The following is a 24,548-nucleotide window of genomic DNA, read 5'->3' as shown; positions in this document are numbered from 1 at the left end:
CCACCAGCGCCGACCGGCCGGCGCGGTCGCGCCCACGGAACGCGGCATGGCGGGGCCGGCCGGGGCGGCCGGAGGGCCGGGCGCCGCAGGCGGGGTGAGCAGGGCGGTCGACGCCAGGTCAGCCATGGTGCTCTGCCCGACTGTCGTCGCGGCGGACCGGCACGACCAGGTCGGTCATCGGGCCACGCTCGCGTTCGTGGACTCCGGGGTGAGGGCGCACGAGACGAGTCTGGCCGTCTCGGCCCAGCCCGTCTGCGTCGTTCTACGCGTACGGGCGAAGGTCCGGAGGTTGTCGCGCAGGGCCGGGTCGGTGAGCCAGCGCCGCAGCGCCCCCGCCAGCGCGTCCGGGTCGTCGGGCGGCACGAGCAGCCCGGGCGGGTCGCCGTCGGGGGTCCGGCCGAGCGCCTCGGGCACGCCGCCGACGTCCGTCGCGACGACGGGCGTGCCCCGCGCCAGCGCCTCGGCCACCACCATCCCGTACGTCTCGCCGCGCGAGGCGAGCACGAGCAGGTCGGCGGCGGCGTACCGGGCGTCGAGGTCAGCGCCGACGGCCGGCCCGACGAAGGAGATCCGGTCGGCCACGCCGAGCGTCGCGGCCCGCCGGCTCAGCCCGTCGACGAAGGCCGGATCGCGGTCGAGCGCGCCGACACACACGAGGCGCCAGGACAGCCCGCCCAGCCGCGCCAGCGCGGAGACGAGCACGTCGTGGCCCTTGTGCGGGGCGACGACGGCCACGCAGAGCAGCTCACCGCCCGACGGGGACCCGGGCGCCACCGGCGCGGCGTCCACGCCGGGCGGCGCGACGTGCAGCCGGCCCCACGGGATCCCGTAGGCGGCGCCGAGCCGGTCGCGGCTCCATCCGCTCGTGGTCACCACGGCGGCCATGGTGGACAGTGCCTCGCGCTCGCCCGCGCGCAGGTCCGCCCACGCGTCGCCGAAGACCATGTGCACCAGCCCGACCAGCCGTAACCGCCCCGCGTGCGCGGCCAGCTCGGCCGGCGCGGCCGACGCGACGATGCCGTCGACCAGAACGACCGACCCGTCCGGCAGCCCGCCGAGCACGCCGGACAGCGCCGACCGCGCCGCCGGATCCGGACGGGGCCAGCCGCCGCCGACCGGATGCCCGCGCACCGACCAGCCGGCGTCCGCCAGCCCGCGGGCGACCCGCCGGTCGTAGACGTTGCCGCCGCTCGGCGCGGCCGGATCGGCCACGCCCGCGGGGACGACGAGGTGCGCGGCCTTCACAACGCGCGCTCGTAGCTCGCCCACGCGATGTGCGACTCGTGCAGCGTCACCGAGATGCCGGCCAGGCCGTGCGCGCCCGCGCCGAGCGCGCCGGCGTGCACCCGGTCGACCAGCCGGTCGGCGATCACCTTGGCGAGGGCCTCGGTCGTCGTGTTCATGCCGGCCAGCGCCGGGTCGTCGTCGAGGTTGCGCAGGTTGAAGGCGCCGACGACGTGGCTGAGCTCCTCGGCCGCGCGGGCGATGTCCACGACGATGTTGTCCGCGTCCAGCTCCGCGCGGCGGAACGTGGCGTCGACGATGAACGTCGCGCCGTGCAGCCGCTGCGCGGGTCCGAAGACCTCGCCCCGGAAGCTGTGAGCGATCATCATGTGATCGCGGACCGTGACGCTGAACATCTGGGGCTCACTCTCCGTCGTAGGTGATGACGTGGACCAGATCCGCGCGCGCGTCGTCGGCCAGGATCTCCGGCAGCCGCGCCAGCGGCGATTCCCCCGTGAGCAGCGCGTCGAACGCCGGATCCCGCAGCAGCTCCAGCGCGAGCGCCAACCGGTCACCATAGGACCGGTCGGCCCGCGCCGGCGACACCGTGCCGACCTGACTGGCCCGGATGCCCAGCCGTCGCGAGTGGAACGCCCCGCCGAGCGCCACGGTCACCTCGCGGTCGCCGTACCAGGAAAGTTCTGTGACCGTGCCCTCCGCGCGCAGCAGGTCGAGCGACAGGGTCAGCCCGGCGGACGTCGCGCTGGCGTGGAAGACGAGGTCGCGTCCGCGTGCGGCCCGCTCGGGCGCGGCGAAGCCGGCGGCGAGCGCGGCGGCCACGGCGGCCCGGTCGGGGTTGATGTCGACCAGCTCCACCCGCACGCCGGGCACCCGCGCGGCGAGCGCGGCGACGCAGCAGCCCACCATGCCCGCGCCGACCACGGTGACCCGGTCGCCGAGCAGCGGCGGGGTGTCCCACAGGGCGTTCACGGCGGTCTCGACCGTGCCGGCGAGCACGGCCCGGCGGGCCGGAACCCCGTCGGGCACCACGGTCACCGCGTCGGCCGGGACGACGTAGGCGCTCTGATGCGGGTACAGACAGAACACGGTACGCCCGAGCAGCGCGGCGGGCCCGCGTTCGACGACGCCGACGTTAAGGTAGCCGTACTTGACCGGCCCGGGGAACTGTCCCTCCTGGAACGGCGCGCGCATGATCTCGTGCTGGCTCCCGGGCACCCGACCGTGGAAGACCAGCGTCTCCGTGCCCCGGCTCACGCCGGTGTACCTGGTCCGCACGAGCACCTCGTCGGGGCCGGGCTCGGGCACCGTCGCGGACCGGATCTCGCCGACACCGGGCGAGGCGAGCCAGTACGCGCGCGCGGGGATCGTCACGGGCCTCCCTCGAACCGGGTCGCGGCGGGACGCGTGTCCCCGCAGAGGTTGTCACCCGACATAACGGAGGCGCCATGCTGACGGTTCGGCGAGATCCGCTCTTCGGCGTACCCGGGCAGGTCGTGGTGCTCACGGGCCTCGCCGTCACCGTCGGCCTGGGGCCGGCGGGCTGGGCCGCCGGGCTGGCCTGCGCCCTGGTCACGTGCGCCGCGCTCACGCGCGGCCTCAACCTCCGGGGAGTACGCCGGCTCGGCCCGGCCGACGCGGTGACCCTGACCCGGGCCGTGCTGGTCGGTGGCGTCGCCGCGCTGGTCGCGGACTCGTTCTTCCGGCTCGTCCCGGTTGGCGTGGTGGTCGGGCTGTCGATCGTGGCCCTGGTGCTGGACGCCGTGGACGGGCAGGTCGCCCGGCGCACCGGCACCGTGTCCGAGCTGGGCGCGCGGTTCGACATGGAGACCGACGCGTTCCTCATCATGGTGCTCAGCGCGTACGTGGCCCGGTCGGCGGGCGCGTGGGTGCTGGCCCTGGGCGCGATGCGGTACGCGTACGTGGCGGCGAGCTGGGCGCTGCCGTGGCTACGGCTGCGGCTGCCGCCGCGCTACTGGCGCAAGGTCGTCGCGGCGACGGTGGGGATCGTGCTGGTCGCGGCCGCCGCGTTGCCCGGCCCGGCGGCGACGGTCGCGCTGGTGGTGGCGCTGGCCCTGCTGGTGGAGTCGTTCGGGCGCGACGTGGTGTGGCAGTGGCGGGCGCGCCGTGGACGCGCGTCGCCGCCGCCGACCTGGTCCCGCGCCCAGATGTCGCGGCACAAATAAGGCAGGGAGAGTGAACTCCCTGCCACCCTTAACGTATATCGCTGCGGGGGCCTTGCGGCAAGACCCGGGGCGGGTCGCAGAATCGTCGGCCATGGGGGGCACGGTGAGCGATCAGTACGTCGTGGGTCTGCACGAGGTTGACGAGACGCGCGTCGCGGTCGTCGGCGGCAAGGGCGCGCACCTGGGCGCGCTGTCGCGGATCGACGGCGTCGACGTGCCGGCCGGCTTCTGCGTGACGACGGACGCCTTCCGACGGATCATGGCGGAGGTGCCGTCGATCGACGACCGGCTGTACACGGAAGACCGGGAGGCGATCCGCACCGTCAGCGCGGAGATCCGCCGGACCATCGAAGAGACCGCCATCCCGGACGATCTCGCGGCGGCGATCACCGGCGCGCTCGCCGGGCTCGGCGAGCAGGCCGCCTACGCTGTCCGGTCCAGCGCCACGGCGGAGGACCTGCCGACGGCCTCTTTCGCCGGCCAGCAGGACACCTACCTGAACGTCATCGGCCCCACCGCGGTGCTCCGCCACGTCAGCCGGTGCTGGGCGTCGCTGTTCACCGAGCGCGCCGTGACCTACCGCCGGCGCAACGGCATCGACCACCGCGCGGTCCGGATGGCCGTGGTCGTGCAGCGGATGGTCCTCCCGCAGGCGGCCGGCATCCTGTTCACCGCCGACCCGGTCACGGGCAACCGGAAGGTCGCCTCCGTGGAGGCCGGCTTCGGTCTCGGCGAGGCCCTGGTCTCCGGCCTCGCGAACCCGGACGTCTACAAGGTGCGTGACGGCCGGGTCGTCGACCGGACGGTCGGCACCAAGCAGCGGGCGATCGTCGCCGCGGCGGCGGGCGGGACGCGCGACGTGGCGATTGAGCCCGAGCGGCAGCGGGAGCCGGCGCTGACGGACGCGCAGGTCGTGCGGCTCGCGCGGCTCGGCCGGCGGATCGAGGCGCACTTCGGCCGCCCGCAGGACATCGAATGGTGCCTGGTCGACGACGACTTCCAGATCGTGCAGAGCCGGCCGATCACCACGCTGTTCCCCATCCCCGAGGCGAACGACCAGGAGAACCACGTCTACGTCTCCGTCGGCCACCAGCAGATGATGACCGACGCCATGAAGCCCCTGGGGCTCTCGTTCTGGCAGCTGACGACCCCCGCGCCCATGGCCGAGGCCGGCGGCCGCCTGTTCGTCGACGTCACCCAGCGGCTGGCCGCGCCGGCGAGCCGGGCCGCCCTCCTGGAGCTCATGGGGAAGTCCGACCCTCTGACCACCGACGCGATCCGGACCGTCCTGGCGCGCGACGGCTTCATCCGACCGCTGGACGGCGAGGGCTCCCCCGGGCCCCTCGCTGGCGGTGCGCCGGCCCCGATCGAGCCCGACCCGGCCATCGTCACCGAACTGATCGAGGGCACCCAGGCGTCCATCGCCGCCGCGGAACGGGGCATCGCGACGCTGTCGGGCGAGGCGCTGCTCGACTTCATCCGGGACGATATCCAGGAGCTGCGGCGGGTCCTGTTCGACCGGCGCAGCCACCAGGTGTTCATGTCGGCGATGGAGGCCACGTGGTGGCTCAACGAGCACCTGGCGGAGTGGCTGGGCGTGCAGAACGCCGCGGACACGCTCACGCAGTCCGTGCCCCACAACGTCACCTCGGAGATGGGGCTGGCGCTGCTCGACGTCGCCGACGTGATCCGCCCGCATCCGGACGTGGTGGCGTTCCTGCGGCAGGTCGAGGACGAGGGCTTCCTGGACGAGCTGCCCAGACTCGCGGGCGGGCGGGAGGCGCGCGACGCCATCGAGGCCTGGCTCGACCGGTACGGGATGCGCTGCGTCGGCGAGATCGACATCACCCGGCCGCGGTGGCGCGAACGCCCCGACACGCTCGTGCCCCTGATCCTCGGCAACGTCCGCGCCTTCGAGCCGGGAGCCGGCGCGCGGCACTTCGAGCAGGGCCGGCAGGAGGCCCGGCAGAAGGAGCAGGAGCTGCTGGAGCGCCTGCGCGCCCTGCCGGACGGCGAGCGTAGGGCCGAGCAGACGAAGCAGAAGATCGACCTGGTACGCACCTTCATCGGGTACCGGGAGTACCCGAAGTACGGCATGGTCAGCCGCTATTTCGTGTACAAGAAGGCCCTGTTGGCGGACGCCGGGCGCCTCGTGCGGGCCGGCGTGCTCCGCGAGCGGGAGGACATCTTCTACCTGACGTTCGCCGAGCTGTACGACGTCATGCGGACGAACCGCGTCGATGACGACCTCATCGACCGGCGCAGGGACGCGTTCCGGTCGTACCAGTCGCTCACGCCGCCGCGGGTGCTCACCTCGGAGGGTGAGGCCATCACCGGTGCGTACCGACGCGACGACCTGCCGGCCGGCGCTCTGGTCGGCCTGCCGGTCTCCGCCGGGACCGTGGAGGGACGGGCCCGCGTCATCCACGACCTGGCGCAGGCCGACCTCGAGCCGGGCGACATCCTCGTCACGCCCTACACGGACCCCAGCTGGACCCCCCTCTTCGTCGCCATCGCGGGCCTGGTGACGGAGGTCGGTGGCATGATGACCCACGGCGCGGTCATCGCCCGCGAGTACGGCCTGCCGGCCGTCGTCGGCGTGGTCGACGCCACCCGGTTGATCCGCGACGGGCAACGCATCCGCGTGCACGGAACCGAGGGGTACGTCGAGATCCTGCCCGGCTAAACCGGGCGGGCCTCGCCCCCGCCGGCCGCCAGCGCCTCGCCGACAGCGGTCATGGCGGACACCCACAGGTCGTGCGGCATGTTGGGCAGCACGTCCTCCCACAGCGGCAGGCACGTGCCGCGCAGCTGCATCATGCCGATCGGCCGGCCGAAGAACCACATGTGGAAATGGGCGCCGCCGTCGCCCCACCGGTTGATGTGGACGCGGCCGAGCCCGCCGAGGCTCAGCACGGCCCGCTCCAGTCGCTGGATCATCGTGCCCATGGTCGCGGCGACCTCGGCCGGCATGTCGCTCAGGTCGAAATGCCCGACCGACGACAGCATCACGGTCGGCACCGTGCCGGGCTCGCCCATGTGCCGCACGACCCACTGGCCGTCCGTCCAGATCACCCGCTCGTCGGGCGACTTGGTGCAGTTGCAGTCGTCGGCGCCGGCCTCGCCGTGGCGCGGCGGCTCCGGCAGCACGGGCTCGTCGAGCACCTTGATGCGCAGGTCACCGTCGTAGGGACAGATCTCCCAGTACGGGATGCCGTCGGTGGGCGGCGCGAGCTGCTCGCCGATGGGCAGGTGTGCGTGGAAGGGGAGTTCGCTCACCCGACGATCATGCCAGTCGGGCGGCCGCCAGGGCATCCGGCGTCGAGCGCCGATGTGTACGGTGTGGCGATGTTCGACCTCCTCGACCGGGTGCTGCGCGTGCAGCCCGCGCCACCGATGAGCACCGTCGTCGCCACCCTGGCCATCGCCCTGGTGCTGGTGATGTGGCGCCGGTCGTGGCGCTGGGTCCGCAACGCCGTCACGATCGCGCATGAGGGCGGTCACGCCCTGATGGCGGTGCTGTGCGGCCGTCGTCTGGAGGGCATCCGGCTGCACTCGGACACGTCCGGGCTGACCTTCACCCGTGGGCGTGACCGGGGACCGGGCATGGTGCTGAGTCTCGCCGCCGGCTACACGGCGCCGTCGCTGCTCGGCGCGGCCGGGGCGGCCCTGCTGGCGACCGGCCGGCTCACGCTGCTGCTCTGGCTGGGCATTCTGCTGGCCGTACTCATGCTGGTGATGATCCGAAACTTCTACGGGGTGCTGTCCGTGCTCGTGACGGGCGGCGTCCTGTTCGCCGTGTCCTGGTACGCGGACTCGACGTGGCAGGCCGCGTTCGCGTACACCGGGGTGTGGTTCCTGGTCATCGGCGGGATCCGGCCGGTGTTCGAGCTGCAGGCGCAGCGGCGGCGCGGGCAGGCGCGCTCGTCGGACGCGGACCAGCTCGCCCGGCTGACCCCGCTGTCCGGCGGGGCGTGGGTGACCGTCTTCCTACTGGTGGGCCTGGGCGCCATCGCGCTGACCGCGTCGCTGTTCGGCGTGATCGCCGCGACCCGCGACTCGTCCCTGTTCAACTAGCCACACCCGTAGCTAACATCCGAGCACTATTCACATTGTGGTGAGGGGTGTCACGGATGCGCGACGGGTTCGTGTGGGGTGTTTCGACCGCCTCGTACCAGATTGAGGGCGCGGTCGACGAGGACGGGCGGGGCCGTTCGATCTGGGACACGTTCGCGCACGAGCCCGGACGCGTGGTCACCGGGGAGACCGGCGACGTGGCCTGCGACCACTACCACCGGTACGCCGAGGACGTCGACCTCATCGCGAACCTGGGCGTGGACGCCTACCGCTTCTCGGTGGCCTGGCCGCGCGTGCAGCCCGACGGGAAGGGCCCGGCCAACGAGGCTGGCCTGGCGTTCTACGACCGGCTCGTCGACACGCTGCTGGCCAAGGGCGTCGACCCGGTCGTGACGCTGTTCCACTGGGACCTGCCGCAGGCGCTGCAGGACGACGGCGGCTGGTTCAACCGCGACACCGCGTACCGGTTCGCCGAGTACGCGGACCTGGTCGCGGCCCGGCTCGGCGACCGGGTCGGCATGTGGATCACGCTGAACGAGCCGTTCGTGCACACGGTCTTCGGGCACGCGTTCGGGGTGCACGCCCCCGGGCAGACGCTGATGTTCGACGCGCTGCCGACGGCCCACCACCAGCTCCTCGGCCACGGCCTGGCGGTCGCCGCCCTGCGCGGGCGCACCAGCGCCCCGGTCACCCTCGCCAACAACTACTCCCCCGTCGTCGTCCTCGGCGACACCGAGGCGGACCACCGGGCCGGGGCGGCCTACGACGCCCTGCACAACCGGCTCTTCACCGATCCGCTGACCGGTCGCGGGTACCCCGAAGGATTTGATCTTCCGGTCCGCGACGGGGACCTGGAGATCATCGCGGCGCCCCTCGACGCGCTGGGCGTCAACTACTACAACCCCACCGGGGTACGGGCGCCGGGCGACCCGGACGGCGGGCTGCCGTTCGACATCGTGGCGCTGGAGGGCTACCCGGTCACCGACTTCGACTGGCCGGTCGTGCCGGAGGGCCTGCGCCAGCTGCTCGGCCGCCTGCACGCCGACTACGGCCTGCCGATGTACGTCACCGAGAGCGGTTGCGCCTACGCCGAGAGCCCGAACGACCAGCGGCGCATCGACTACCTCGCCGGCCACATCGGCGCCGTCTCCGCCGCGCGTTCCCAAGGCGTCGACGTGCGCGGGTACTTCGTCTGGTCCATTCTGGACAACTTCGAGTGGGCCGAGGGCTACAGCAAGCGGTTCGGCCTCGTCCACGTGGACTTCACCACCCTGGTACGCACGCCCAAGGCGTCGTATGCGTGGCTGCGCGAGCACATCGCGGCCCACCGGTGAGCGCCCTCGCCGAGCCGACGACCCCGGTCCGGGGCCGGTGGGTGGCCCTGCTGACCCTGACGAACCTGGCCGTGTGGCTGGGCTTCTTCACCCCGATCCAGGTGCTGCTGCCCGAGCAGCTCGCCGGGATCGCGCCGGGCGGCAAGGAGACGGCGCTCGCCTGGGTCACCGGCCTCGGCGCGCTGGCCGCCGTCGTCGTCAACCCCCTCGCGGGCGCGCTGTCGGACCGCACGACGGGCCGGTTCGGCCGGCGGCACCCGTGGACCCTGTTCGGCGGCCTGTTCGGGGCGCTGGGCCTGGTGCTGCTGACCCTGCCGCGCACCGTCGCCGGCGTGGCCGTCGGCTGGATCTTCGTGCAGGTCTGCCTCAACGCCATGCTCGCCTCGCTCACCGCCGCCGTGCCCGACCGGGTGCCCGTGACGCAGCGCGGCGCGGTGTCCGGCTGGATCGGCATACCGCAGGTCCTCGGCGTCGTCCTCGGCACGATCCTGGTCACCGTCGTCGTCTCCGGGGTCACCGCCGGCTACCTCGCCGCCGCGATCGCCGTTGCGGTGCTGACCCTGCCGTTCCCGCTGTTCACCGCCGACGACCCGCTGGCCCGCGACGAGCGGCCGCCGTTCTCGCCGCGGACGTTCTGGATCAGCCCGCGCCGGCACCCGGACTTCGCCTGGGCGTTCGGCACCCGCTTCCTGGTCCAGCTCGGCAACGCGCTGGGCACCCTCTACCTGCTGTACTTCCTCACCGACGCGGTGGGACTGGCCGACCCGGACACCGGCCTGCTGATCCTGATCCTCGTCTACACGGGCGGTCTCATGGCGACGACCGTGCTCGCCGGCCGACGCTCGGACCGCTCGGGTCGCCGGCGCTCCTACGTGGTGACGTCCGGAGTGGTGATGACCGTCGCGGCCGTGCTGCTCGCGGTCGCGCCGACCTGGCCGGTCGCCGTCGTGGCGGCGGCGGTCCTCGGCGGTGGGTACGGCATCTACCTCGCCGTCGACGCCGCGCTCATCACCCAGGTCCTGCCGACCGCCACGGGCCGCGCGAAGGACCTCGGCATCATCAACATCGCGAACTCGGCGCCGCAGGTGCTCGCGCCGGCGCTGGCCGGCCCGATCGTCACGAGCCTCGGCGGCTACCCCGTGCTGTACGGGCTCACCGCGGTCGTCACGCTCCTCGGCGGCGTGTTCATCTACCGGGTGCGCTCCGTCGCGTAGGCCCTACGTCAGCTCGTGGGCCAGCAGATCCATGAGCAGGCCGTCGCGCCACACGCCCTCGGGGTCGCGCCAGTACTGGCGCATGATCCCGACGGGGCGGAAACCCACCTTCGTGTAACAGCGGATCGCGCGGGCGTTCGCCGCCGCCGGGTCGATGATGAGCCGGTGGAACGCCTTCGCGGTGATCAGGTAGCGGGCCATCGTGCGGACCGCGTCCGTGCCCAGGCCCTTCCCGTGGACGGCCGGGTCGAGGTAGATGTCGATGCCGGCGTGGCGGAAGTCGGGGTCGGCGTGCTCGTACCACTGGATGGCCCCGACGATCCGGTCGTCGAGCAGGACGACGAAGACCTCCGTGTCCGGCTCGTCGAGGTCGGCCGCCGTGATGGCGTCGTGTCCCCACTGGGCCGCGACCTCCGGTGTGGCCTGGATGCGGCCCAGTTCCGGCAGGTCCGCCAGCACCGCCGGCCGCAACGCCACGTTGTCCCCGTGCAACATGCCCACGAGCGTACCCGTGGACATCCATTGCCATAATTGCCGCGTGACCCCCGGTGCCCCGCTCTCGCGCGCATGGCGCGGCGCGGTCATGGGCCTCGTCGCCGCGGGCGCCATGCTCATCGCCGTCCCGCTCGCGCTCTGGGCCGGCGACGTGATCGGCCGAGGGCTGCCGTCGGTGGAGAGCGACTCCGCCTACCTGGGCATCATGGTCCTCCTCGCGCTCGGCATCGGCATCCCGGCCTCGGTCGGCGGGGCCTGGCTGGTCGGACGGTTCCTCCGGCTGCGCCGCCCGCACGTGATCGCGATGATCGGCCTGCCGGTCAGCCTGCTGGCCATGTGCGTCGCGAGCCTGCTGATGTCGCGACATGTCGACGGCACGGGCGCCCGGATCGTGATCGGGGCCCTGTTCGTGCTGGTCTTCGGCGCGATCGCGGCACTACCACGGTTCGCCCCGAAGCCACCTCCGGCCGGATAGGCCTACGCTGCGGGCGTGGAGATCAACGACGCCCCGCTGCTGGCCGCGTGGCACGCCTACGTCGACGGCGGCGTCACGCCGTTCACCATCCCCGGCCACAAGCGGGCCGCCGCGCGCCTGTGGCCCGCGCTGGGCGCGGCCGTGGCCAGCGACGTGCCGCTGTTCGGCGGCCTCGACACCGTCAAGCTGGCCGGGGGCACGCTCGCCGACGCCGAGGCCCGGGCCGCCGCGCTGTGGGGCGCCGACTGGTGCCGCTTCTCCACGGGCGGCTCCACCCACGCCAACCAGGCGATCGCCCTGGCCGTCGGGCGCCCGGGCGACACGGTCCTGGTCACGCGCTCGGCGCACCGGTCGACGCTGCTCGGCCTGGTGCTCGCGGGCCTGAACCCGGTATGGCTGCCCACGACGGTGGACCCACGCTTCGGCATCCCCTCGGGTGTATCTCCGGAAGCGTTGCGTGGTGCGCTCGCCGCGCACCCGTCGGCCCGTGCCGTGTTCCTCGTCGAGCCCAGCTACCTGGGCACGGTGAGCGACCTGCCCGCACTCATCGCCGCGTCGGACGTCCCGGTGATCGTCGACCAGGCGTGGGGCGCCCACTTCGGCTTCCACCCGTCGCTGCCGCCGCACGCGCTGCAGGTCGGCGCCGCCGCGCTGGTCACCAGCGCCCACAAGACGTTGCCGGCGTACAGCCAGGCGTCGCTGCTGCTCGCCCGCACCGACCGCCTCGACCCGGACCGCCTGGACCGGGCCTTCGAGGCCGGCAACACCACCTCCCCCGCCGGTTCCATCCTGGCGAGTACGGACGCCGCGCGCGCCCTGCTCGCCGCCCGTGGCCCGCAACTGCTCGACTCGCTCCTCAGCCTGGTGGCGGACGCCCACGCGCGGCTGCGCCGGACGGCGGGGCTGCTGGTGCCCGGCCCGGAGAGCTTCCCGGCGGGCCGCTTCGACCCCGCCAAGCTCGTGGTGATCCTCTCCGGCACGGGCGCCGACGGCATCGCGGTGGAACGCGACCTCATCGCGGCGGGCGTACCCGTGGAGATGGCCGACCGGGACACCATCGTCCCGATCGTCACCCTGGCCGACACGCGCGAGTCGGTGGACCGCCTGGTCGACGCGCTGGTGGGCCTGGTCGAGCGTCATCGCGGGCCGGCACGGCCGGTCGGGCTGGCCATCCAGTGGGGAGCGCCGGCGGAGGCCGCCATGACGCCCCGGGACGCGTTCTTCGCCGACCACGAGACGGTCCCGGCGGATCGCGCGGTCGGCCGGGTGTGCGCCGAGGTCGTCGCCCCCTATCCACCCGGCGTCCCGGTCCTGGTCCCGGGTGAGGTGGTCACCGAAAGTCTGCTGGCGGGCCTGCGCGCGGCCCGTGACGCGGGAACCCGCATCGCGTACGCGGCAGACCCGACGTTGGGCACGCTCCAGGTCGTCCGCGACGCGTAGCTCACGCGTCCGGGACGTCGGTCTCCGCGTAGAGCCGATCAAGTTCGCTGACGACCAGCACGGGACCGACCTCCGCGATCCACGCGCGCGCCAGCTCCGCACGTTCGACCAACAGCCGCTTCTCCGTCTCGCGCAGCAGCGCCGCCCGCTCGAAGTCGCCGGCTTCAATGGCGGCTTCCTTGTCCCCACGCACCTCCGCGATCCTCGTCGGGTACGCGCGCCACTCCCGCGGCACCACCAGACGGCGCGCCCCGACCAACTGGTCAGCGCTCGGCTCGTGACCGGGCCAGGGCCGACCGTGGGTGTACCGCCGCAACATGCGCCACGCTTCGGCGGCGACCCGGTCGGGCGTTGCGCCCAGGGCGACCAGTGCGTCACGGACGGCGCCCTCGCCCTCCCCCAGGGCCACCAGCAGGTGATCGGTGCTGACGTACTCGGAGCCGAACTGGTCCGCGCGCCGCCGCGCCCGCCACAGGACCTCCGTATAGTCGTCCGATTTCGGGGGATGCTTGGTGGCGCCGTCCTGTCGGCCTGCAAGGCCCGCCTCGATCCGCTCCCGCAGAGCGGATGGTGGGATGCCCAGTGCCGCCAGCACCATGACGGCGATGCTCTCGTCGGCCGAAATGATCCCGAGAAGTAGATGCTCCGGAGTGGTCTGGCGGTGGCCCAGGCTGATCGCGTGCCGTGCCGCCGCGAACGCGGCCGCGCGGGCACGGTCGGTCGCCCGCCGGAAGGGGTCCGGCGCCGGCTGCGGGTCATCCACCAGGCATCACGATCCATTCGGGATTCACACGGTCACACGCTGTCGAGCAGGGAGGGCCACTCCTCATTGTCCGGACGGCCGGACCCGCATCGCCTACGCCGCCGACCCTACGCTGGCCACGCTTCAGCTCGTCCACGTCTTTAGGATCATGGCGTGAACGTGGACGAGTTCTGGGGTTTCATCGAGGCGTCGCGCCACGCCGGAGCGACGCGCGAAGCGCGCGAGTCCTACCTGGGCGGGCGGCTGTTGCGCATCTCCCGCGCCCACCTGCTCGACTTCGTTGAGCACCTGGCCGCGACCCGCGAGCCAGCCAACACGTACCGGCTGTGGAACGCCGCCGACCTCATCTACGGCGACGGCTGCGGCACGGACTCGTTCCACTACTTCCAGATGTGGCTGGTCGGGCTCGGCCGCAACGCCTACGACGCCGCGATCGCCGACCCCGACAACCTTGCCACGACGCCGGAGGCGCGCTGGCTGGCCTCCCGGCCGAGGCCGTGGGCGGACGAGGACTTTCCGGACTGGGAGACGCTGGAGTACGTCGCGTTGAAGGTGGGCGAGCACCGCAACGACGTCGAGGGCGACATCCGCGACGTACTCAGCGAGGAGCGCGGTGTCCGCGTCCGCTCCGACCCCGACCCGGCCGACATCGAGTGGCGACACCTGAAGGGCGCCGAGACATCACGTCGGTACCCCCGGCTGTGGGCGCTGTTCGGCGCACACTGGGTCGAGTACTGACGTGCCGTTACTCGACGTCCAGAACGGCCTCCCCGCCCGGATACACGAACGACGATCGGGGCGTGTAGAAGCCCCAGGTCACTTCGAGCGGGTCGGTCGGGCGCAGCGCGTACACCGGATGGTCGGGTTCGAGGAACTCCAGGGAGACGACCTCGAAGTCGTCCACCGGCTCGGCGATGAACGGGTAGTTGCCGCTCAGGAACGAGCCGTTCGACGCGGTCAGGTAGCGCAGCTGGCCGCGGCTTGTCGTCGAGCTGACCGCGCCGACCCGGGCCGTCGTGCGGATCACCGGCACGCCGTCGGACTCGGTCGTCGCGACCAGCGTCGTGCCGTCGATCTCGATGGTGGTCGAGCCGGGCGTGGCCGGGACGCCGCGCTGGCTGGCGTAGCCGCGCACGACCGGGCTCGAGTTGAAGTAGTGGGTCCACCAGCGCCCGGGGGTCACCCCGTCCGGGGCGAAAAGATCAAGGTCAGCCCCGATGTACGTCAGTGAGTACGCCCCGAAGCCGGAGGTCTGTTCGGGCCGGTCGACGACGTACTGGTTCATGAAGATCTGCTTGTTGGCAATGGGCGTGAGGCCGTCCGGAACGAGCTTCGCGACCGCGTCCGGATCGGCGGGGAGCCAGCCGAAATAGATCATCCTGCTGTTCACGACGAGTTGCGGGGCGACGAGCTCGGACATTCGGCCCTCCATCTCCATCAGTGCGTGAGGAGGACACTACGAAACGTGACCTTCGCCGGACAATGACAGAACGCCGACACGCGAACCGCTTGTCAGCGCCGCTCCGCCTCGTCGAGCCAGGCGAGGTACCACCGACCGAACGTCAGCCGGCCGCCGTCCACATCGAACAGGGGCGCCAGATCCAGGCCGTCCGTGCGGTAGTCCCGCCAGATCGTCCCGCGTTCGGCGCCGGTGACGACCAGCCAGTAGCGCCGCAGGCAGCCCTCGTCGCACACGCAGATCGCGCCGGCGGTGCGGTCGGGGTGCCAGAACGCGTCCGCCCACCGCCCGTACGCCGACTCGTAGTCGCCGCGGTACTCGAAGTCGTACCGGTGCGGCGCGCGAAGGTCGAGCGGCTCGATGGCCCTCCCGCCGATGTGCTGCGGCGTGAACGGCTCGCGCAGCCGGTCGGTGTCGGTGCGGTGCGTGTCCTTGGCCGCCCACTCCCAGCCGCCCGCCACCTGGTTCAACGCGAACACGCCGTACGCGGGACCCGCGCCGCCGGCGCCGACCTCCAACAGGAAGCCGCGGTACTCCTCCGGCAGGCGGACGCCGAGGGCCCGCTCCGCGTCCTCGACCGCGTCCCCGGTCAACGGCGGCTCGACGGCGAACCCGTGCGCACCCGCGCCGAACACCTCAGCCGGGCCCACCCTGTCCGCGAGGCGCGACACCCGCTCCCGAACGCCTTTCCACAACTCTTCCGCCACGCGCGGAGCCTAGCGCCGGCCGTATCGTGCCCGCGTCACGGAGGACCACTTCACGATCAAGCCGACCCGTCGGCAGGTAGAACACCTATTCGCCCACGGGCTACAGGGGTCTCGCTGAACGCGACAGCGCGGAGGGTGATCCGGCGTTTCTAACGGGAGCACCTACCGCTCCGGGTCCCAGTCCACGAGTTGGTCGAAGATACGTCGGTTGCCGTCCAGCTTCAGGGAGTCCAAGGGGATCCGGCCGTAGAAGGCGAGCACCAGCTCGTTGGCCGTGCCGTAGGCGGAGGCGTCGGACCCTGTGCCGGGCGTGGCGAGGCGGGCGAGCCGGGCACCGTCGTCGGAGAGTGTGTTACGCCAGGCACGGCCCTCGGTGACCGCGTAGTGGACGACGGCGGGCTCATGGGGCCAGGCGACCGTCGTGGTGCAGAAGGTGGACAGGAACTCCTCGACACCGTCGACGGCGACCTCGTCCGGCATCGGCTGCGGCGCGCCCACGGTGAGTTGGGCGTCGTAGGTGTGTACCGCGATCTCGTGAAGCTGACGTCGGGCGACGGCAGCGCAGGTCCGCGGCGACTGCGACCGACCCCACCACGTCCAGCAACCGCGATCCGGGCCGGCCTCCCGCAGGGCGTCCAGCAACTGCCGCGTCGACGCGGCCAACCAGGCCAACAGGGCCTCGCGCTCCTCGGGCGCGGCGGGGTCGCCCTGCGGCTCGGCCTTTTCCGCGGCGTCCGCACCTGCGGCGATGGTGGCCGCCCAGACGCGGCGTCCCTCGCCCAGGTGTTGCACCAGGTCCAGCAGCGTCCAGTCGGGGCACGTCGGCACCTGGACGTCGAGTCTGGGCGCGGCGGCGACCGCGGCGCGGAAGGCGGTCGATCGTTCGTCGATCAGTCGCAGTAGGTCCGTGAACTGCAGGTTCTCGTGCACCCCCGGGTGTCTATCACCGCGCCCCCACGAGCGGCCAGCTATTTTCCTCGCTGACGCGGCGGGAACCCCGCTAGAACTGCATCGTTGTCGCGGGCGGGTGGGCGTAGTCCTGCGGGCAGTGAAAGACGTGGAGGTCGTAGCCGCGACCGATGATGACCTCGGTGGGGTTACAGAACGTGTCCTCGGGCCTCCTCGACGGGACGCCAACGCCGGGTAGCGTCATCGGTGTACCACTCTCGTCGGCCCGGCGCCACCGCGGCTCTACTCGCGGGTTGTAGCCGTGGTCAGGGGTGGCCGAGCGGGCGGCCCCGCGACGGAATCCTAGTTACCGGCCGCCAATCAATGATCGACGAAATAACGACACGGACAGGGTGTCGGGTGCCCCGCCCGACGCCGACAGTCACGATGTCGGCCTACGCAGGTGACCTTGAAGCGGCCGGGCGGTCCGCCTAGCGTGTGGTCATGAGCAGCGGGGACGACGCGAGCCTGACATTGCCCGATGGCCGGATTGTCGAGATTTTCGATGGTGGCGATCCGTCCGGGCCGCCGATCATCCATCAGCCGGGAACCCCGAACACGCGCATCATGGGCAGACTGTGGCACCCGGCGGCGGTGGCCGCCGGGGTCAGGCTCATCAGCGTGAACCGGCCGGGCTACGGCGGGTCGACCCCGGTCGTCGGCCGGCCGAGCCTGTCGGCAGCGGGCCGCGACATTGCCGCCCTCGCCACCCTGCTCAACCTTGAGGAGTACGCCGTGGTCGGGGCGTCGGGGGGCGGGCCCTTCTCCGTCGCGACCGCGGCCGTCGACCCCCAGCGGGTGCGGGCCGTCGGCGTCATCGCGGGCGCCGGTCCGTGGCGGGAGCTGGCCGACCCGTCGGTGGAGCCGGAGGAGCGGGCGTGCCTGGCACGCCTGGACGACGGCGACCTCGTCGGCGCCCGCGCCGGCATGCGTCACCTCGTCGAGAACGTCTGGCAGGCGGGGTTGCGCCGCGAGCCCGACGACAGCGCCCGTCTCGACGCCTGGCTCGGCGACGATCCGCGGGCCGGCGACGAGGCCTACCGGGCGCTCATGGCGGAGGCCATGCGCGCGGTGCTGGAGGGCACCGAAGGCGCGGTGTACGACGGGCTCGCCCACGGCGGCGGCTGGGACTTCGACCTCGGCGCCGTCCGGGCGCCGACCCTGCTCTGGTACGGGGACGCGGACGAAGCCTGCCCCGTGGCATACGGGCGTTGGTACGCCGACGGGATCCCCACCGCCGAGCTCGTCATCTTCCCGGGCGAGGACCACCTGACCATCGGCGACACGCACCGGTCCGACATGCTGGCTGCCCTTGTCACGGCATGGCGGTAGCCCTTGGTAGGTGTTCGAGAACGGACTGACTCGCCGCCCGGCTTCTCAACACTCACTTAAGCGAGATCCAGCAGACCCAGGTCGCCGGTGCGGATCATCCAATCGTCCCAGTGACCGAGGCGGTTGCAGGCGACGCAACGGCTGGTGATGGCAAGCGCGCGGATGCCGGCGCGGTCCGCGTAGAGCGAATACCCGACGGCGAGGTTGAAGTCCTCCTCGTCGCCGTCGCCGTCGCACTCGCAGACCATGATGCCGAACCGGTCGTCATCCCAGTATTCGCCGCTGTCCGCAATGAAATGCGCCGCACCGCAGCCGCGGCAGATGCGCTTCGCCGCCTGCTCCTCGAGATCGCCATGGAGGCCGAACACCTGACCGCCGCAGGCCGCGCAGGTGCACAGCCGCACTTCGTCGACGTCGTACCCCTCGGCGCCCTCCGACATCGCGTACACGGAGAGGTCCTCGAGGGTTTCGCCGGTCGCCCACACGCCGGCATCTTTGATCACCACGGTCGCCACCCCACCACGCCGGTATGACACCTCACCTTTCGAGCAGGCACACGGCGTCGGCCGGCAGCGTCACCGTCACCGGCGTGCCGGGCCGCAGCCCGTCGTCGACGTCCGCGTCGTTGACGACCAGCGCCTGCACGGTCGCGCCGTTGGGCAGCCGCGTGACCACCTGCGTCGTGGCGCCGACGTAGACGACCTGCGACACTGACGCGGTCAGCGTGTTCTCGCCCGCCGCGTCGGCCGGCCCCAGCCGCACCCGCTCCGGACGGATGACCACCCGCCCAGGACCCGGCGTGCCGGCGTCCGTGCAGGTCGCGGTGAGAGTCTCGGAACCCAGGCGCACGCTGGCCCGGCCGTCGCCGGCCGGGCCGAGGCACTCCACGTCGAGCAGGTTGGCGAGGCCCAGGAAGTCGGCCACGAACTCGGTGCGCGGTGCGCCGTACACCTGCTTGGGGGTGCCGCACTGCACGACCTGGCCGCCGTCGAGGACGGCGAGCCGGTCGGACATCTCCAGCGCCTCCTCCTGGTCGTGCGTCACGAAGATGAAGGTGGTGCCGACCGCGCGCTGCAGCGTCCTCAGCTCGGCGCGCAGCGTCTTGCGCAGCTTGGCGTCGAGCGCGCCGAACGGCTCGTCGAGCAGGAGCACACTCGGCTCGCAGACCAGTGCCCGGGCCAGCGCCACGCGCTGCTGCTCGCCGCCGGAGAGCTGGTGCGGGCGCCGTTCGGCGAGCTTCGTCAGCCGGACCAGCTCCAGGGCCTCGCCGACGCGTCGCCGGCGTTCGGCCCGGTCGACGCCCGGCCGCCAGCGCAGCCCGTACGCGATGTTGTCGGCGACGGTGAGGTGCGGGAACAGGGCGTAGCTCTGGAACACCGTGTTGATCGGGCGCCGGTGGGCCGGCGTGCCGGCCAGGTCGACCCCGTCGAGCAGGACGCGCCCCTCGGTCGGCTCGTCGAAGCCGCCGATCAGCCGCAGCGTGGTGGTCTTCCCGCAACCGGACGGCCCGAGCAGGGAGAACAACTCGCCCGCCTCGACGCACAGGTCGATGCCGTCAACGGCGACCGCGTCGCCGTGCCGCTTGCGCAGGCCCTGCAGCTCGATCGCGCCGCCGGCCGGGGTTGCCGTCATGGCGGGCAAGTCTAGGCAGGCCGTCCACGCCGCGGAAGCTGACTGACAGCCAGTAAGCGGACGGGGTCCGACCATGTTACGGCGCGGTATCCTCACGCCGTGTTGAAGGATCCGGACGCGCCGAACAACCCGCGCGCCCACCTCGCCGACCGGCGCCGCGCCGAGCTGCTGCGCGCCGCCCGCAAGGTGGTGGTCGAGCGCGGCATCGCCAGCACCCGCGTCGCCGACATCGCCAAGGAGACACGGGTCAGCGGCGGTCTGATCCATTACCACTTCGCCACCAAGGACGACCTGATGGTCGCCATGCTGCGGGCCACCTCCGACATCGAGCGCGCGCAGCTCGACGAGATCGTGGGCAGCCCGGGCACCGCGCTGCACCGGCTCGACCGGGTGATCCGGCAGTACATTCCGGGCGAGGGCACCGACCAGAGCTGGATGCTCTGGATCGAGGCGTGGGCCGCCGGCCTGCGCACGCCGGCCCTGCGGGTCATCCTGGAGGAGCTGGAGCTGGCCTGGATCCACGCGGTCGAGCGCGTCATCCGGGAGGGCGTCGAGCAGGGCGAGTTCACCTGCGTCGACCCGGCCGCCGCGGCCGAACGCGTCGACGCCATGCTCGACGGCCTGATCGTGCGCCTCACCCTGCACCCCGACGCGGTCACCCACGCCCGCGTGCTGGAGCACGTCCGGGTTGCCACCGCGCGCGAGATCGGCCTCGATCCGGCCGACCTCGCGAACGCTTGACGCTCCCGGCGACCTGGGCGGGGCGCTGTCCGTCTAGGCGTTCACCTGACGTTACCGGTCGAAGTACGTCTTCAGGCGCCTGGCATACAGCTGACGCTCATCGAGTGTGCGCCACCCTGGCAGGGCCTGCGAGCGGTAGAGGTCATCGCCCTCGTACCGCGGGAACACGTGCACGTGGAGGTGCCAGACGTCCTGGTTACCGGCGGGCTCGTTGTGCTGGCGGGTGGAGACCCCGTCGCAGCCGTACGTTTCGCGGATCGCAATGGCGACCTCGCGCACCAGGTCGCCGACCGCCCGGTAGTCCTCGGCCGGGATGGCATAGAGATGCTCGTGGTGCCCGATCGGAACGACAATCACGTGCCCGGGGTTGTTGGGCCACCAGCGCGGCGCTATCAGCGCGGCCGCGCGCTCGGTTCGCCGCACGATGTCCTCGACCACGTTGATCCCATCGGGCTGCCCGGCCAGCAGATCGCACAGCGGACACCGGTATCCCTCTGGTTCGTGCGTTATCCGCATCGGACCAACGTATCGGTCATGCCGGCGCAGCGCTGACCGGGAACCTGATCCCACCGCCGGCCCATCGCATAACGCGGCCCCGCCGGTACACCGGGTGACCGTCCTGTATGGGCGACCATCCGACCGATGCTCAGCATTCCTCGAACCTCATACATTGATGCTCATGAATGGTTCACGCCTTCGCGCGCGCGGGCGGATTCTCGCCCTTGCCACCGTCCTCGCAACGGCCACGACCCTCGCCATCGGATCGCCCGCCTACGCGTCCACGGGCTCCGTGTCCCGACTGCCCCAACTACCAGGAACCATCGGCTACACCCTCCGCGTCACCGTCACGTACGACCACAACGCGCCGACGACCGAATGGCGGCTGGAGTTCGACCTGCCCCCCGGGGCCGGGACGCTGAACTGGACCGGTCTGCCCATGTTCAAGACCCCCGGCACCAACCACTGGGTCGGCACCTACCGGTCCACGAGTCCGATGGTCGCGGGCACCACCTTCACCATCCACGTCCCCATTGGCGCCGTCACCGCGGACCCGACCAACTGCACGATCGACGGGAACCCGTGCGCGTACAGCGTGCTGACCGACACGCAGCCGCCGACCGTCCCCGCAGACGTGATCGCCCGGCGGGCCACCTGGCCGGGCGTCGGCACCGGCACAACCCTCAAATGGTCGGCCTCGACCGACGACTGGGGCCTGTCCGGCTACGAGGTCTACATCAACGGGACGCTCTACCGCACGGTCACGTCCAACGCGTTGATCTCCGTGCCGAACGCCACGGTGACGACGACCTACGCGGTGCGGGCCTTCGACAAGTTCGGCAACTACTCGGCCTTCGGCACCTACGTCCTGCCCTACCCGTGACCGGACGTGCCTACCCCGCCGACCGTGCTACGGCGGCGGGGTAAGCGCGCACCTCTGTCGAACCTCTGCTGAACAGCGGTAGCACTCTTGTCGCACAACCCGAAAGGGCGCGATGCATCGGCCGGCCCGTTTACCCGTCGATCGAGGCGAGTTCCTGGAGGGCGGCGGAGCCGTTGCCGCGGCGCATGCGGCGCAGCACCAACCAGGCGAGCAAAAGGGTCAGCGCGGAGCCGAGCAGCAGGAGCGTGGCAAGGGCGTTGAGGGCCGGGGACGGGGCGTTGCGGACGGAGCTGTAGAGGCGGATCGGCACCGTCACCGACGACGCGTCCGCCGACAGGAACGAGCTGATCACGAAGTCGTCCAGGGACGACGCGAAGACGATCAGGGAGCTGGCGACCACGGCCGGCGCGAGCAGCGGGAGCAGGACGGTGCGCAGCGCCTGCATCGGGGTGGCACCCAGGTCGCGGGCCGCCGCCTCGTACCCGCCGCCGATCGACTGCAGGCGCGCCGACACGATCACCACCACGTACGAGATGGAGAACGTGACGTGGCCGAGCACCTGGGCGGGCTGGCCCAGCGGCACGAACTGGTAGAGCGTGGTGATGACCAGGTAGAGCGCGCTGCCCATGACGATCTCGGGGGTGGCCAGCGGCAGCAGGGTGAGCACGTCGGCGCCCCGGGCGCCGCGGCCGCGCCACCGGGTCAGGCCGAGCGCCAGCGCCACGCCGAGCGGCGTCGCGATGACCGTCGTGAGGGCCGCGATCTCCAGCGTGTTCCACAGCGCGAGCCGCAGCGTCGGATCGGCGGTGACCGAGCCGCTGTCGCCGAAATACCACCGCCACGAGAACCCCTGCCACGTGCTGCGCGAGCGGCCCGCGTTGAACGAGAACTGCACCGCCACGAGTACGGGCAACAGCGACCACACCACGTAGAGCCAGGTCAGGGTCGCGAGCACGAACGGCCGTCGCCTCATGTGGTCGACTCCCTGCGGTCGCGGCTGGACGCGACCAGGTAGTAGATCATGAGCGCTATCAGCAGCAGCGACATGATGAGCACGAGCGACGCGCCCGTCTGCTTCTGCGAGCCGCCCAGCAGGTAGAACTCGATCTCGTTGCCGATCATCGTGGTCGTGGGCGAGCCGGAGACCATCGAGTTCGTGTAGTAGTCGCCGAACATCGGCAGCGCCGTGATCGCCGAGGCGGTCATCAGCCCCGGCCGGCTCAGCGGCAGGGTGACGTGCAGGAACGTGCGCACGCCGCCGACGCCGAGATCCCGCGACGCGTCGAGCAGCCGGGGATCGATCCGGTCGAGCGTCGCCGACAGCGGCACGATGAAGAACGGGATGTACCCGTAGATGAGCGCGAGCACCACCGTGTACGGGCTGCCGCCGAGCCAGTTCACCGGATCGAAGCTGAACCACCGCAGGACGTCGTTGACGTACCCGTCGTCCTGCAACAGGCTCACCCAGGCCAGCATCCGGGTGATGTAGTTGATCCACCAGGGCACGAGGATGAGCGCGAGCAGCAGCCCGCGCCGCCGCCCGGCATGCCGGGCCAGGTAGTACGCGACCGGGTAGCCGATGAGGACGCACCCGATGAGCGCCAGCCCCACGAACAGGCCGGTGCGCAGGAAGACGTCGCGCAGGTCGCCGTCGACGACCCGGGACACCACCGCGTTGAACGCGCCGAAGTCCCAGTACCAGGGCATCCACTCGGGGATCGGCGAGCCGAAGACCGGGTCGCGGTAGCCGAAGGCGACGGCGGCGATCGCGTAGAACGGCACCGCGAAGAACACCACCAGCCAGGCGGTGCCGGGCGCCGCGAACGCGGCCCACAGACGCTGCGGGCCGCGGACGCTCCGGCTCAACGACCCGCCTTGAAGGCCGCCCACTGGTTGTTCCAGGTCGTCTCCCCGTCGAGGCTGAGCTGCAGCTCCTGCAGGCCCTTGGCGTAGTGGTCGGCGGTGACGACGGCGGAGGTGAGGTTGGGCGCGATGAACTCGTCAGCGGTCAGCTTCTCCGGCGTGGCCGCGGCCAGGGCCGGCTGGTAGCCGGTGAAGGAGAAGTTCTCCAGCGCCACGTCGTTGTCGAGCAGGTGGTTGAGGAACAGGTGGGCGAGCACCGGCTTGGTCGCGGCCTTCGGGATCGCCATGCAGTCGGTGCCCACCGGCCCGGCCAGATCCGCGGGGTACCAGTAGCCGAGGACGCTCGCGTCGACGTCCTTGGGCAGGTAGTACTGGGCGTTGATGATGTCGCCGGACCAGCAGTGGTGCACCGTGGCCTGGCCCTCCGGCACCGTCTGGTAGGCCGCGATGCCGATCTTGATGTTGACCGCGTCGACGAGCTGACGCAACGCGTCGCCGGCCGCCTTGAGAGCCGCCGGGTCCTCGGTGTTGAGGTCCTTGTTGCCGGCGCGCAGCAGCGCCATGCTCAGGGCCTCGCGGTAGTCGTCGAGGACGTACGCCCTGCCCTTGTAGGCGGGGTCCCAGAGCAGGTCCCAGCCGTTGGCCGGCACCGACTTCACCTTGTCGGCGCGGTAGCCCACGCCGGTGGTGTAGGCGGTGTAGGGCACCGTGTACTGCGCGCCCTGGTCGTAGAACGGGTCCTGCAGCTGCGGCCACGCGTTCTTCAAGTTCGGCAGGTACGTGTGGTTGAGCGGCTGCAGCAGCTTGCCGGCCGCGAGACGGCCGAGGATATCGGGCGTCGGGAAGTACACGTCGAAGGCGCTGCCCGCGGTGCGCAGCTTGGCAACGGCCTCGTCCTGCGTGGTGAACGTGGTCACCTCGACGGTCACGCCGTACTTCTTGCCGAAGGCCTTGGTCACGTCCGGGGAGAGGTACTCGGCGTAGTTGAAGATCTTGAACGTGCCGCCCTTCTCGGGCGACAGCCCGTCGGCGATGGCGGGCGCGTCGGGGTAGAGCGGCAGGCGCGCCGGTCGGTCCGGTCGGCTCAGCGCGACCGGGTCGACGGTGGCCGTGCCGGGGCCGCCGCCCCGACCGGGTCGTTCGCAGCCCGCCAGCGCGCCCGTCGCGGCGACCAACGATAGGCCGCCGAGCCGCAGAAACTGGCGTCGGGTCGGTGAGGGGCCGCGGCCCTCTCGGGGATGGAACCGCATCTGGTATCC

The 24,548-nt window shown here is 71.9% G+C and carries 27 protein-coding genes; 11 read left to right on the top strand and 16 right to left on the bottom strand.

Annotated elements, in window-relative coordinates; all coding sequences use genetic code 11:
- Positions 1-174: 174 nt before the first annotated feature.
- The 3 genes from ABD211_RS30825 to ABD211_RS30815 are packed head-to-tail and all read right to left on the bottom strand — an operon-like array spanning position 175 to position 2,616.
- Positions 175-1,245, bottom strand: coding sequence for a glycosyltransferase family 4 protein (locus tag ABD211_RS30825; protein ID WP_344139446.1), 1,071 nt, complete (start codon positions 1,243-1,245; stop codon positions 175-177).
- Positions 1,242-1,640 carry a 6-pyruvoyl trahydropterin synthase family protein gene (locus ABD211_RS30820; RefSeq protein WP_344139443.1) on the bottom strand — a complete coding sequence of 133 codons (399 nt, stop codon included), beginning with the start codon at positions 1,638-1,640 and terminating at the stop codon, positions 1,242-1,244. Before ABD211_RS30820 ends, ABD211_RS30825 begins: the two co-directional genes overlap by 4 nt.
- Positions 1,641-1,647: 7 nt before the next feature.
- On the bottom strand, positions 1,648-2,616 hold the full coding sequence (locus tag ABD211_RS30815; RefSeq protein WP_344139439.1) for a zinc-dependent alcohol dehydrogenase: 969 nt from the start codon (positions 2,614-2,616) through the stop codon (positions 1,648-1,650).
- Positions 2,617-2,690: 74 nt separating this feature from the next.
- On the opposite strand from ABD211_RS30815, the gene ABD211_RS30810 reads away from it, so the two are divergent.
- Both ABD211_RS30810 and rph read left to right on the top strand, forming a co-directional pair.
- A complete protein-coding gene (locus tag ABD211_RS30810; protein WP_344139436.1) occupies positions 2,691-3,428 on the top strand; it encodes a CDP-alcohol phosphatidyltransferase family protein in 738 nt (245 codons plus the stop codon).
- 91 nt (positions 3,429-3,519) lie between these two features.
- Positions 3,520-6,114, top strand: a complete 2,595-nt coding sequence (gene rph / locus ABD211_RS30805) for a rifamycin-inactivating phosphotransferase (RefSeq protein ID WP_344139433.1) — start codon at positions 3,520-3,522, stop codon at positions 6,112-6,114.
- Here the strand turns inward: rph and ABD211_RS30800 are convergent.
- On the bottom strand, positions 6,111-6,707 hold the full coding sequence (locus tag ABD211_RS30800; RefSeq protein WP_344139430.1) for a hypothetical protein: 597 nt from the start codon (positions 6,705-6,707) through the stop codon (positions 6,111-6,113). The two genes, rph and ABD211_RS30800, sit on opposite strands and share 4 nt — an antisense overlap.
- Positions 6,708-6,776: 69 nt before the next feature.
- On the opposite strand from ABD211_RS30800, the gene ABD211_RS30795 reads away from it, so the two are divergent.
- The 3 genes from ABD211_RS30795 to ABD211_RS30785 are packed head-to-tail and all read left to right on the top strand — an operon-like array spanning position 6,777 to position 10,053.
- Entirely contained in the window at positions 6,777-7,505 is a 729-nt protein-coding gene (locus ABD211_RS30795) for a M50 family metallopeptidase (RefSeq protein WP_344139427.1), read from the top strand.
- 56 nt (positions 7,506-7,561) lie between these two features.
- The gene (locus tag ABD211_RS30790) at positions 7,562-8,839 is read left to right on the top strand and encodes a GH1 family beta-glucosidase (RefSeq protein WP_344139424.1); all 1,278 of its coding nucleotides are present in this window, start codon (positions 7,562-7,564) and stop codon (positions 8,837-8,839) included.
- The gene (locus tag ABD211_RS30785; RefSeq protein WP_344139421.1) at positions 8,836-10,053 is read left to right on the top strand and encodes an MFS transporter; all 1,218 of its coding nucleotides are present in this window, start codon (positions 8,836-8,838) and stop codon (positions 10,051-10,053) included. The genes ABD211_RS30790 and ABD211_RS30785 overlap by 4 nt, the downstream gene beginning before the upstream one ends.
- Before the next feature lie 3 nt (positions 10,054-10,056).
- Here the strand turns inward: ABD211_RS30785 and ABD211_RS30780 are convergent, their stop codons facing one another.
- Positions 10,057-10,548, bottom strand: a complete 492-nt coding sequence (locus tag ABD211_RS30780; RefSeq protein ID WP_344139418.1) for a GNAT family N-acetyltransferase — start codon at positions 10,546-10,548, stop codon at positions 10,057-10,059.
- A 43-nt stretch (positions 10,549-10,591) separates the two neighbouring features.
- Between ABD211_RS30780 and ABD211_RS30775 the strand changes: the two genes are divergently transcribed.
- On the top strand, positions 10,592-11,023 hold the full coding sequence (locus ABD211_RS30775; RefSeq protein ID WP_344139415.1) for a hypothetical protein: 432 nt from the start codon (positions 10,592-10,594) through the stop codon (positions 11,021-11,023).
- A gap of 15 nt (positions 11,024-11,038) precedes the next feature.
- Entirely contained in the window at positions 11,039-12,463 is a 1,425-nt protein-coding gene (locus tag ABD211_RS30770; RefSeq protein WP_344139412.1) for an aminotransferase class I/II-fold pyridoxal phosphate-dependent enzyme, read from the top strand.
- Position 12,464: 1 nt separating this feature from the next.
- Here the strand turns inward: ABD211_RS30770 and ABD211_RS30765 are convergent, their stop codons facing one another.
- Positions 12,465-13,226 carry a UvrB/UvrC motif-containing protein gene (locus ABD211_RS30765; RefSeq protein ID WP_344139409.1) on the bottom strand — a complete coding sequence of 254 codons (762 nt, stop codon included), beginning with the start codon at positions 13,224-13,226 and terminating at the stop codon, positions 12,465-12,467.
- 153 nt (positions 13,227-13,379) lie between these two features.
- Here ABD211_RS30765 and ABD211_RS30760 point away from each other — a divergent pair, with 153 nt between their 5' ends.
- Complete coding sequence (locus ABD211_RS30760; protein ID WP_344139406.1) at positions 13,380-13,964, top strand: DUF4240 domain-containing protein; 585 nt, start codon at positions 13,380-13,382, stop codon at positions 13,962-13,964.
- A gap of 7 nt (positions 13,965-13,971) precedes the next feature.
- Here ABD211_RS30760 and ABD211_RS30755 read toward each other — a convergent pair whose 3' ends face one another.
- The 4 genes from ABD211_RS30755 to ABD211_RS30740 form a co-directional block, all read right to left on the bottom strand.
- Entirely contained in the window at positions 13,972-14,646 is a 675-nt protein-coding gene (locus ABD211_RS30755; protein WP_344139403.1) for a hypothetical protein, read from the bottom strand.
- 92 nt (positions 14,647-14,738) lie between these two features.
- Positions 14,739-15,392 carry an SMI1/KNR4 family protein gene (locus tag ABD211_RS30750; RefSeq protein WP_344139400.1) on the bottom strand — a complete coding sequence of 218 codons (654 nt, stop codon included), beginning with the start codon at positions 15,390-15,392 and terminating at the stop codon, positions 14,739-14,741.
- 162 nt (positions 15,393-15,554) lie between these two features.
- Positions 15,555-16,322 (bottom strand): maleylpyruvate isomerase family mycothiol-dependent enzyme, encoded by a 768-nt coding sequence (locus ABD211_RS30745; protein ID WP_344139397.1) that lies wholly within the window; start codon positions 16,320-16,322, stop codon positions 15,555-15,557.
- A gap of 70 nt (positions 16,323-16,392) precedes the next feature.
- Complete coding sequence (locus ABD211_RS30740) at positions 16,393-16,545, bottom strand: hypothetical protein (protein ID WP_344139394.1); 153 nt, start codon at positions 16,543-16,545, stop codon at positions 16,393-16,395.
- 239 nt (positions 16,546-16,784) lie between these two features.
- Here ABD211_RS30740 and ABD211_RS30735 point away from each other — a divergent pair, with 239 nt between their 5' ends.
- Positions 16,785-17,672, top strand: coding sequence for an alpha/beta fold hydrolase (locus ABD211_RS30735; RefSeq protein ID WP_344139391.1), 888 nt, complete (start codon positions 16,785-16,787; stop codon positions 17,670-17,672).
- A gap of 56 nt (positions 17,673-17,728) precedes the next feature.
- On the opposite strand, the gene ABD211_RS30730 is transcribed toward ABD211_RS30735, so the two are convergent.
- Both ABD211_RS30730 and ABD211_RS30725 read right to left on the bottom strand, forming a co-directional pair.
- Positions 17,729-18,187 (bottom strand): hypothetical protein, encoded by a 459-nt coding sequence (locus ABD211_RS30730; protein ID WP_344139388.1) that lies wholly within the window; start codon positions 18,185-18,187, stop codon positions 17,729-17,731.
- A gap of 22 nt (positions 18,188-18,209) precedes the next feature.
- Positions 18,210-19,304: an ABC transporter ATP-binding protein gene (locus tag ABD211_RS30725; protein ID WP_344139386.1), complete on the bottom strand. Its 1,095-nt coding sequence runs from the start codon at positions 19,302-19,304 to the stop codon at positions 18,210-18,212.
- Between the two features lie 99 nt (positions 19,305-19,403).
- On the opposite strand from ABD211_RS30725, the gene ABD211_RS30720 reads away from it, so the two are divergent.
- Positions 19,404-20,045, top strand: a complete 642-nt coding sequence (locus ABD211_RS30720; RefSeq protein ID WP_344139383.1) for a TetR/AcrR family transcriptional regulator — start codon at positions 19,404-19,406, stop codon at positions 20,043-20,045.
- A gap of 51 nt (positions 20,046-20,096) precedes the next feature.
- Here ABD211_RS30720 and ABD211_RS30715 read toward each other — a convergent pair whose 3' ends face one another.
- The gene (locus ABD211_RS30715; RefSeq protein WP_344139380.1) at positions 20,097-20,483 is read right to left on the bottom strand and encodes an HIT family protein; all 387 of its coding nucleotides are present in this window, start codon (positions 20,481-20,483) and stop codon (positions 20,097-20,099) included.
- A gap of 241 nt (positions 20,484-20,724) precedes the next feature.
- Between ABD211_RS30715 and ABD211_RS30710 the strand changes: the two genes are divergently transcribed.
- A complete protein-coding gene (locus tag ABD211_RS30710; RefSeq protein WP_344139377.1) occupies positions 20,725-21,426 on the top strand; it encodes a hypothetical protein in 702 nt (233 codons plus the stop codon).
- A 130-nt stretch (positions 21,427-21,556) separates the two neighbouring features.
- Here ABD211_RS30710 and ABD211_RS30705 read toward each other — a convergent pair whose 3' ends face one another.
- The 3 genes from ABD211_RS30705 to ABD211_RS30695 are packed head-to-tail and all read right to left on the bottom strand — an operon-like array spanning position 21,557 to position 24,539.
- Positions 21,557-22,399: an ABC transporter permease gene (locus ABD211_RS30705; RefSeq protein ID WP_344139374.1), complete on the bottom strand. Its 843-nt coding sequence runs from the start codon at positions 22,397-22,399 to the stop codon at positions 21,557-21,559.
- Complete coding sequence (locus tag ABD211_RS30700) at positions 22,396-23,292, bottom strand: ABC transporter permease (RefSeq protein WP_344139371.1); 897 nt, start codon at positions 23,290-23,292, stop codon at positions 22,396-22,398. Before ABD211_RS30700 ends, ABD211_RS30705 begins: the two co-directional genes overlap by 4 nt.
- The gene (locus ABD211_RS30695) at positions 23,289-24,539 is read right to left on the bottom strand and encodes a polyamine ABC transporter substrate-binding protein (protein ID WP_344139368.1); all 1,251 of its coding nucleotides are present in this window, start codon (positions 24,537-24,539) and stop codon (positions 23,289-23,291) included. The genes ABD211_RS30700 and ABD211_RS30695 overlap by 4 nt, the downstream gene beginning before the upstream one ends.
- Positions 24,540-24,548 lie beyond the last annotated feature (9 nt).

Origin of the sequence: Luedemannella flava (assembly GCF_039528515.1) — a bacterium.
GTDB classification, from domain to species: domain Bacteria; phylum Actinomycetota; class Actinomycetes; order Mycobacteriales; family Micromonosporaceae; genus Luedemannella; species Luedemannella flava.
The sequence above is the reverse complement of the archived record's forward strand: the minus strand, read 5'-3'. Positions and strand labels throughout refer to the sequence as shown.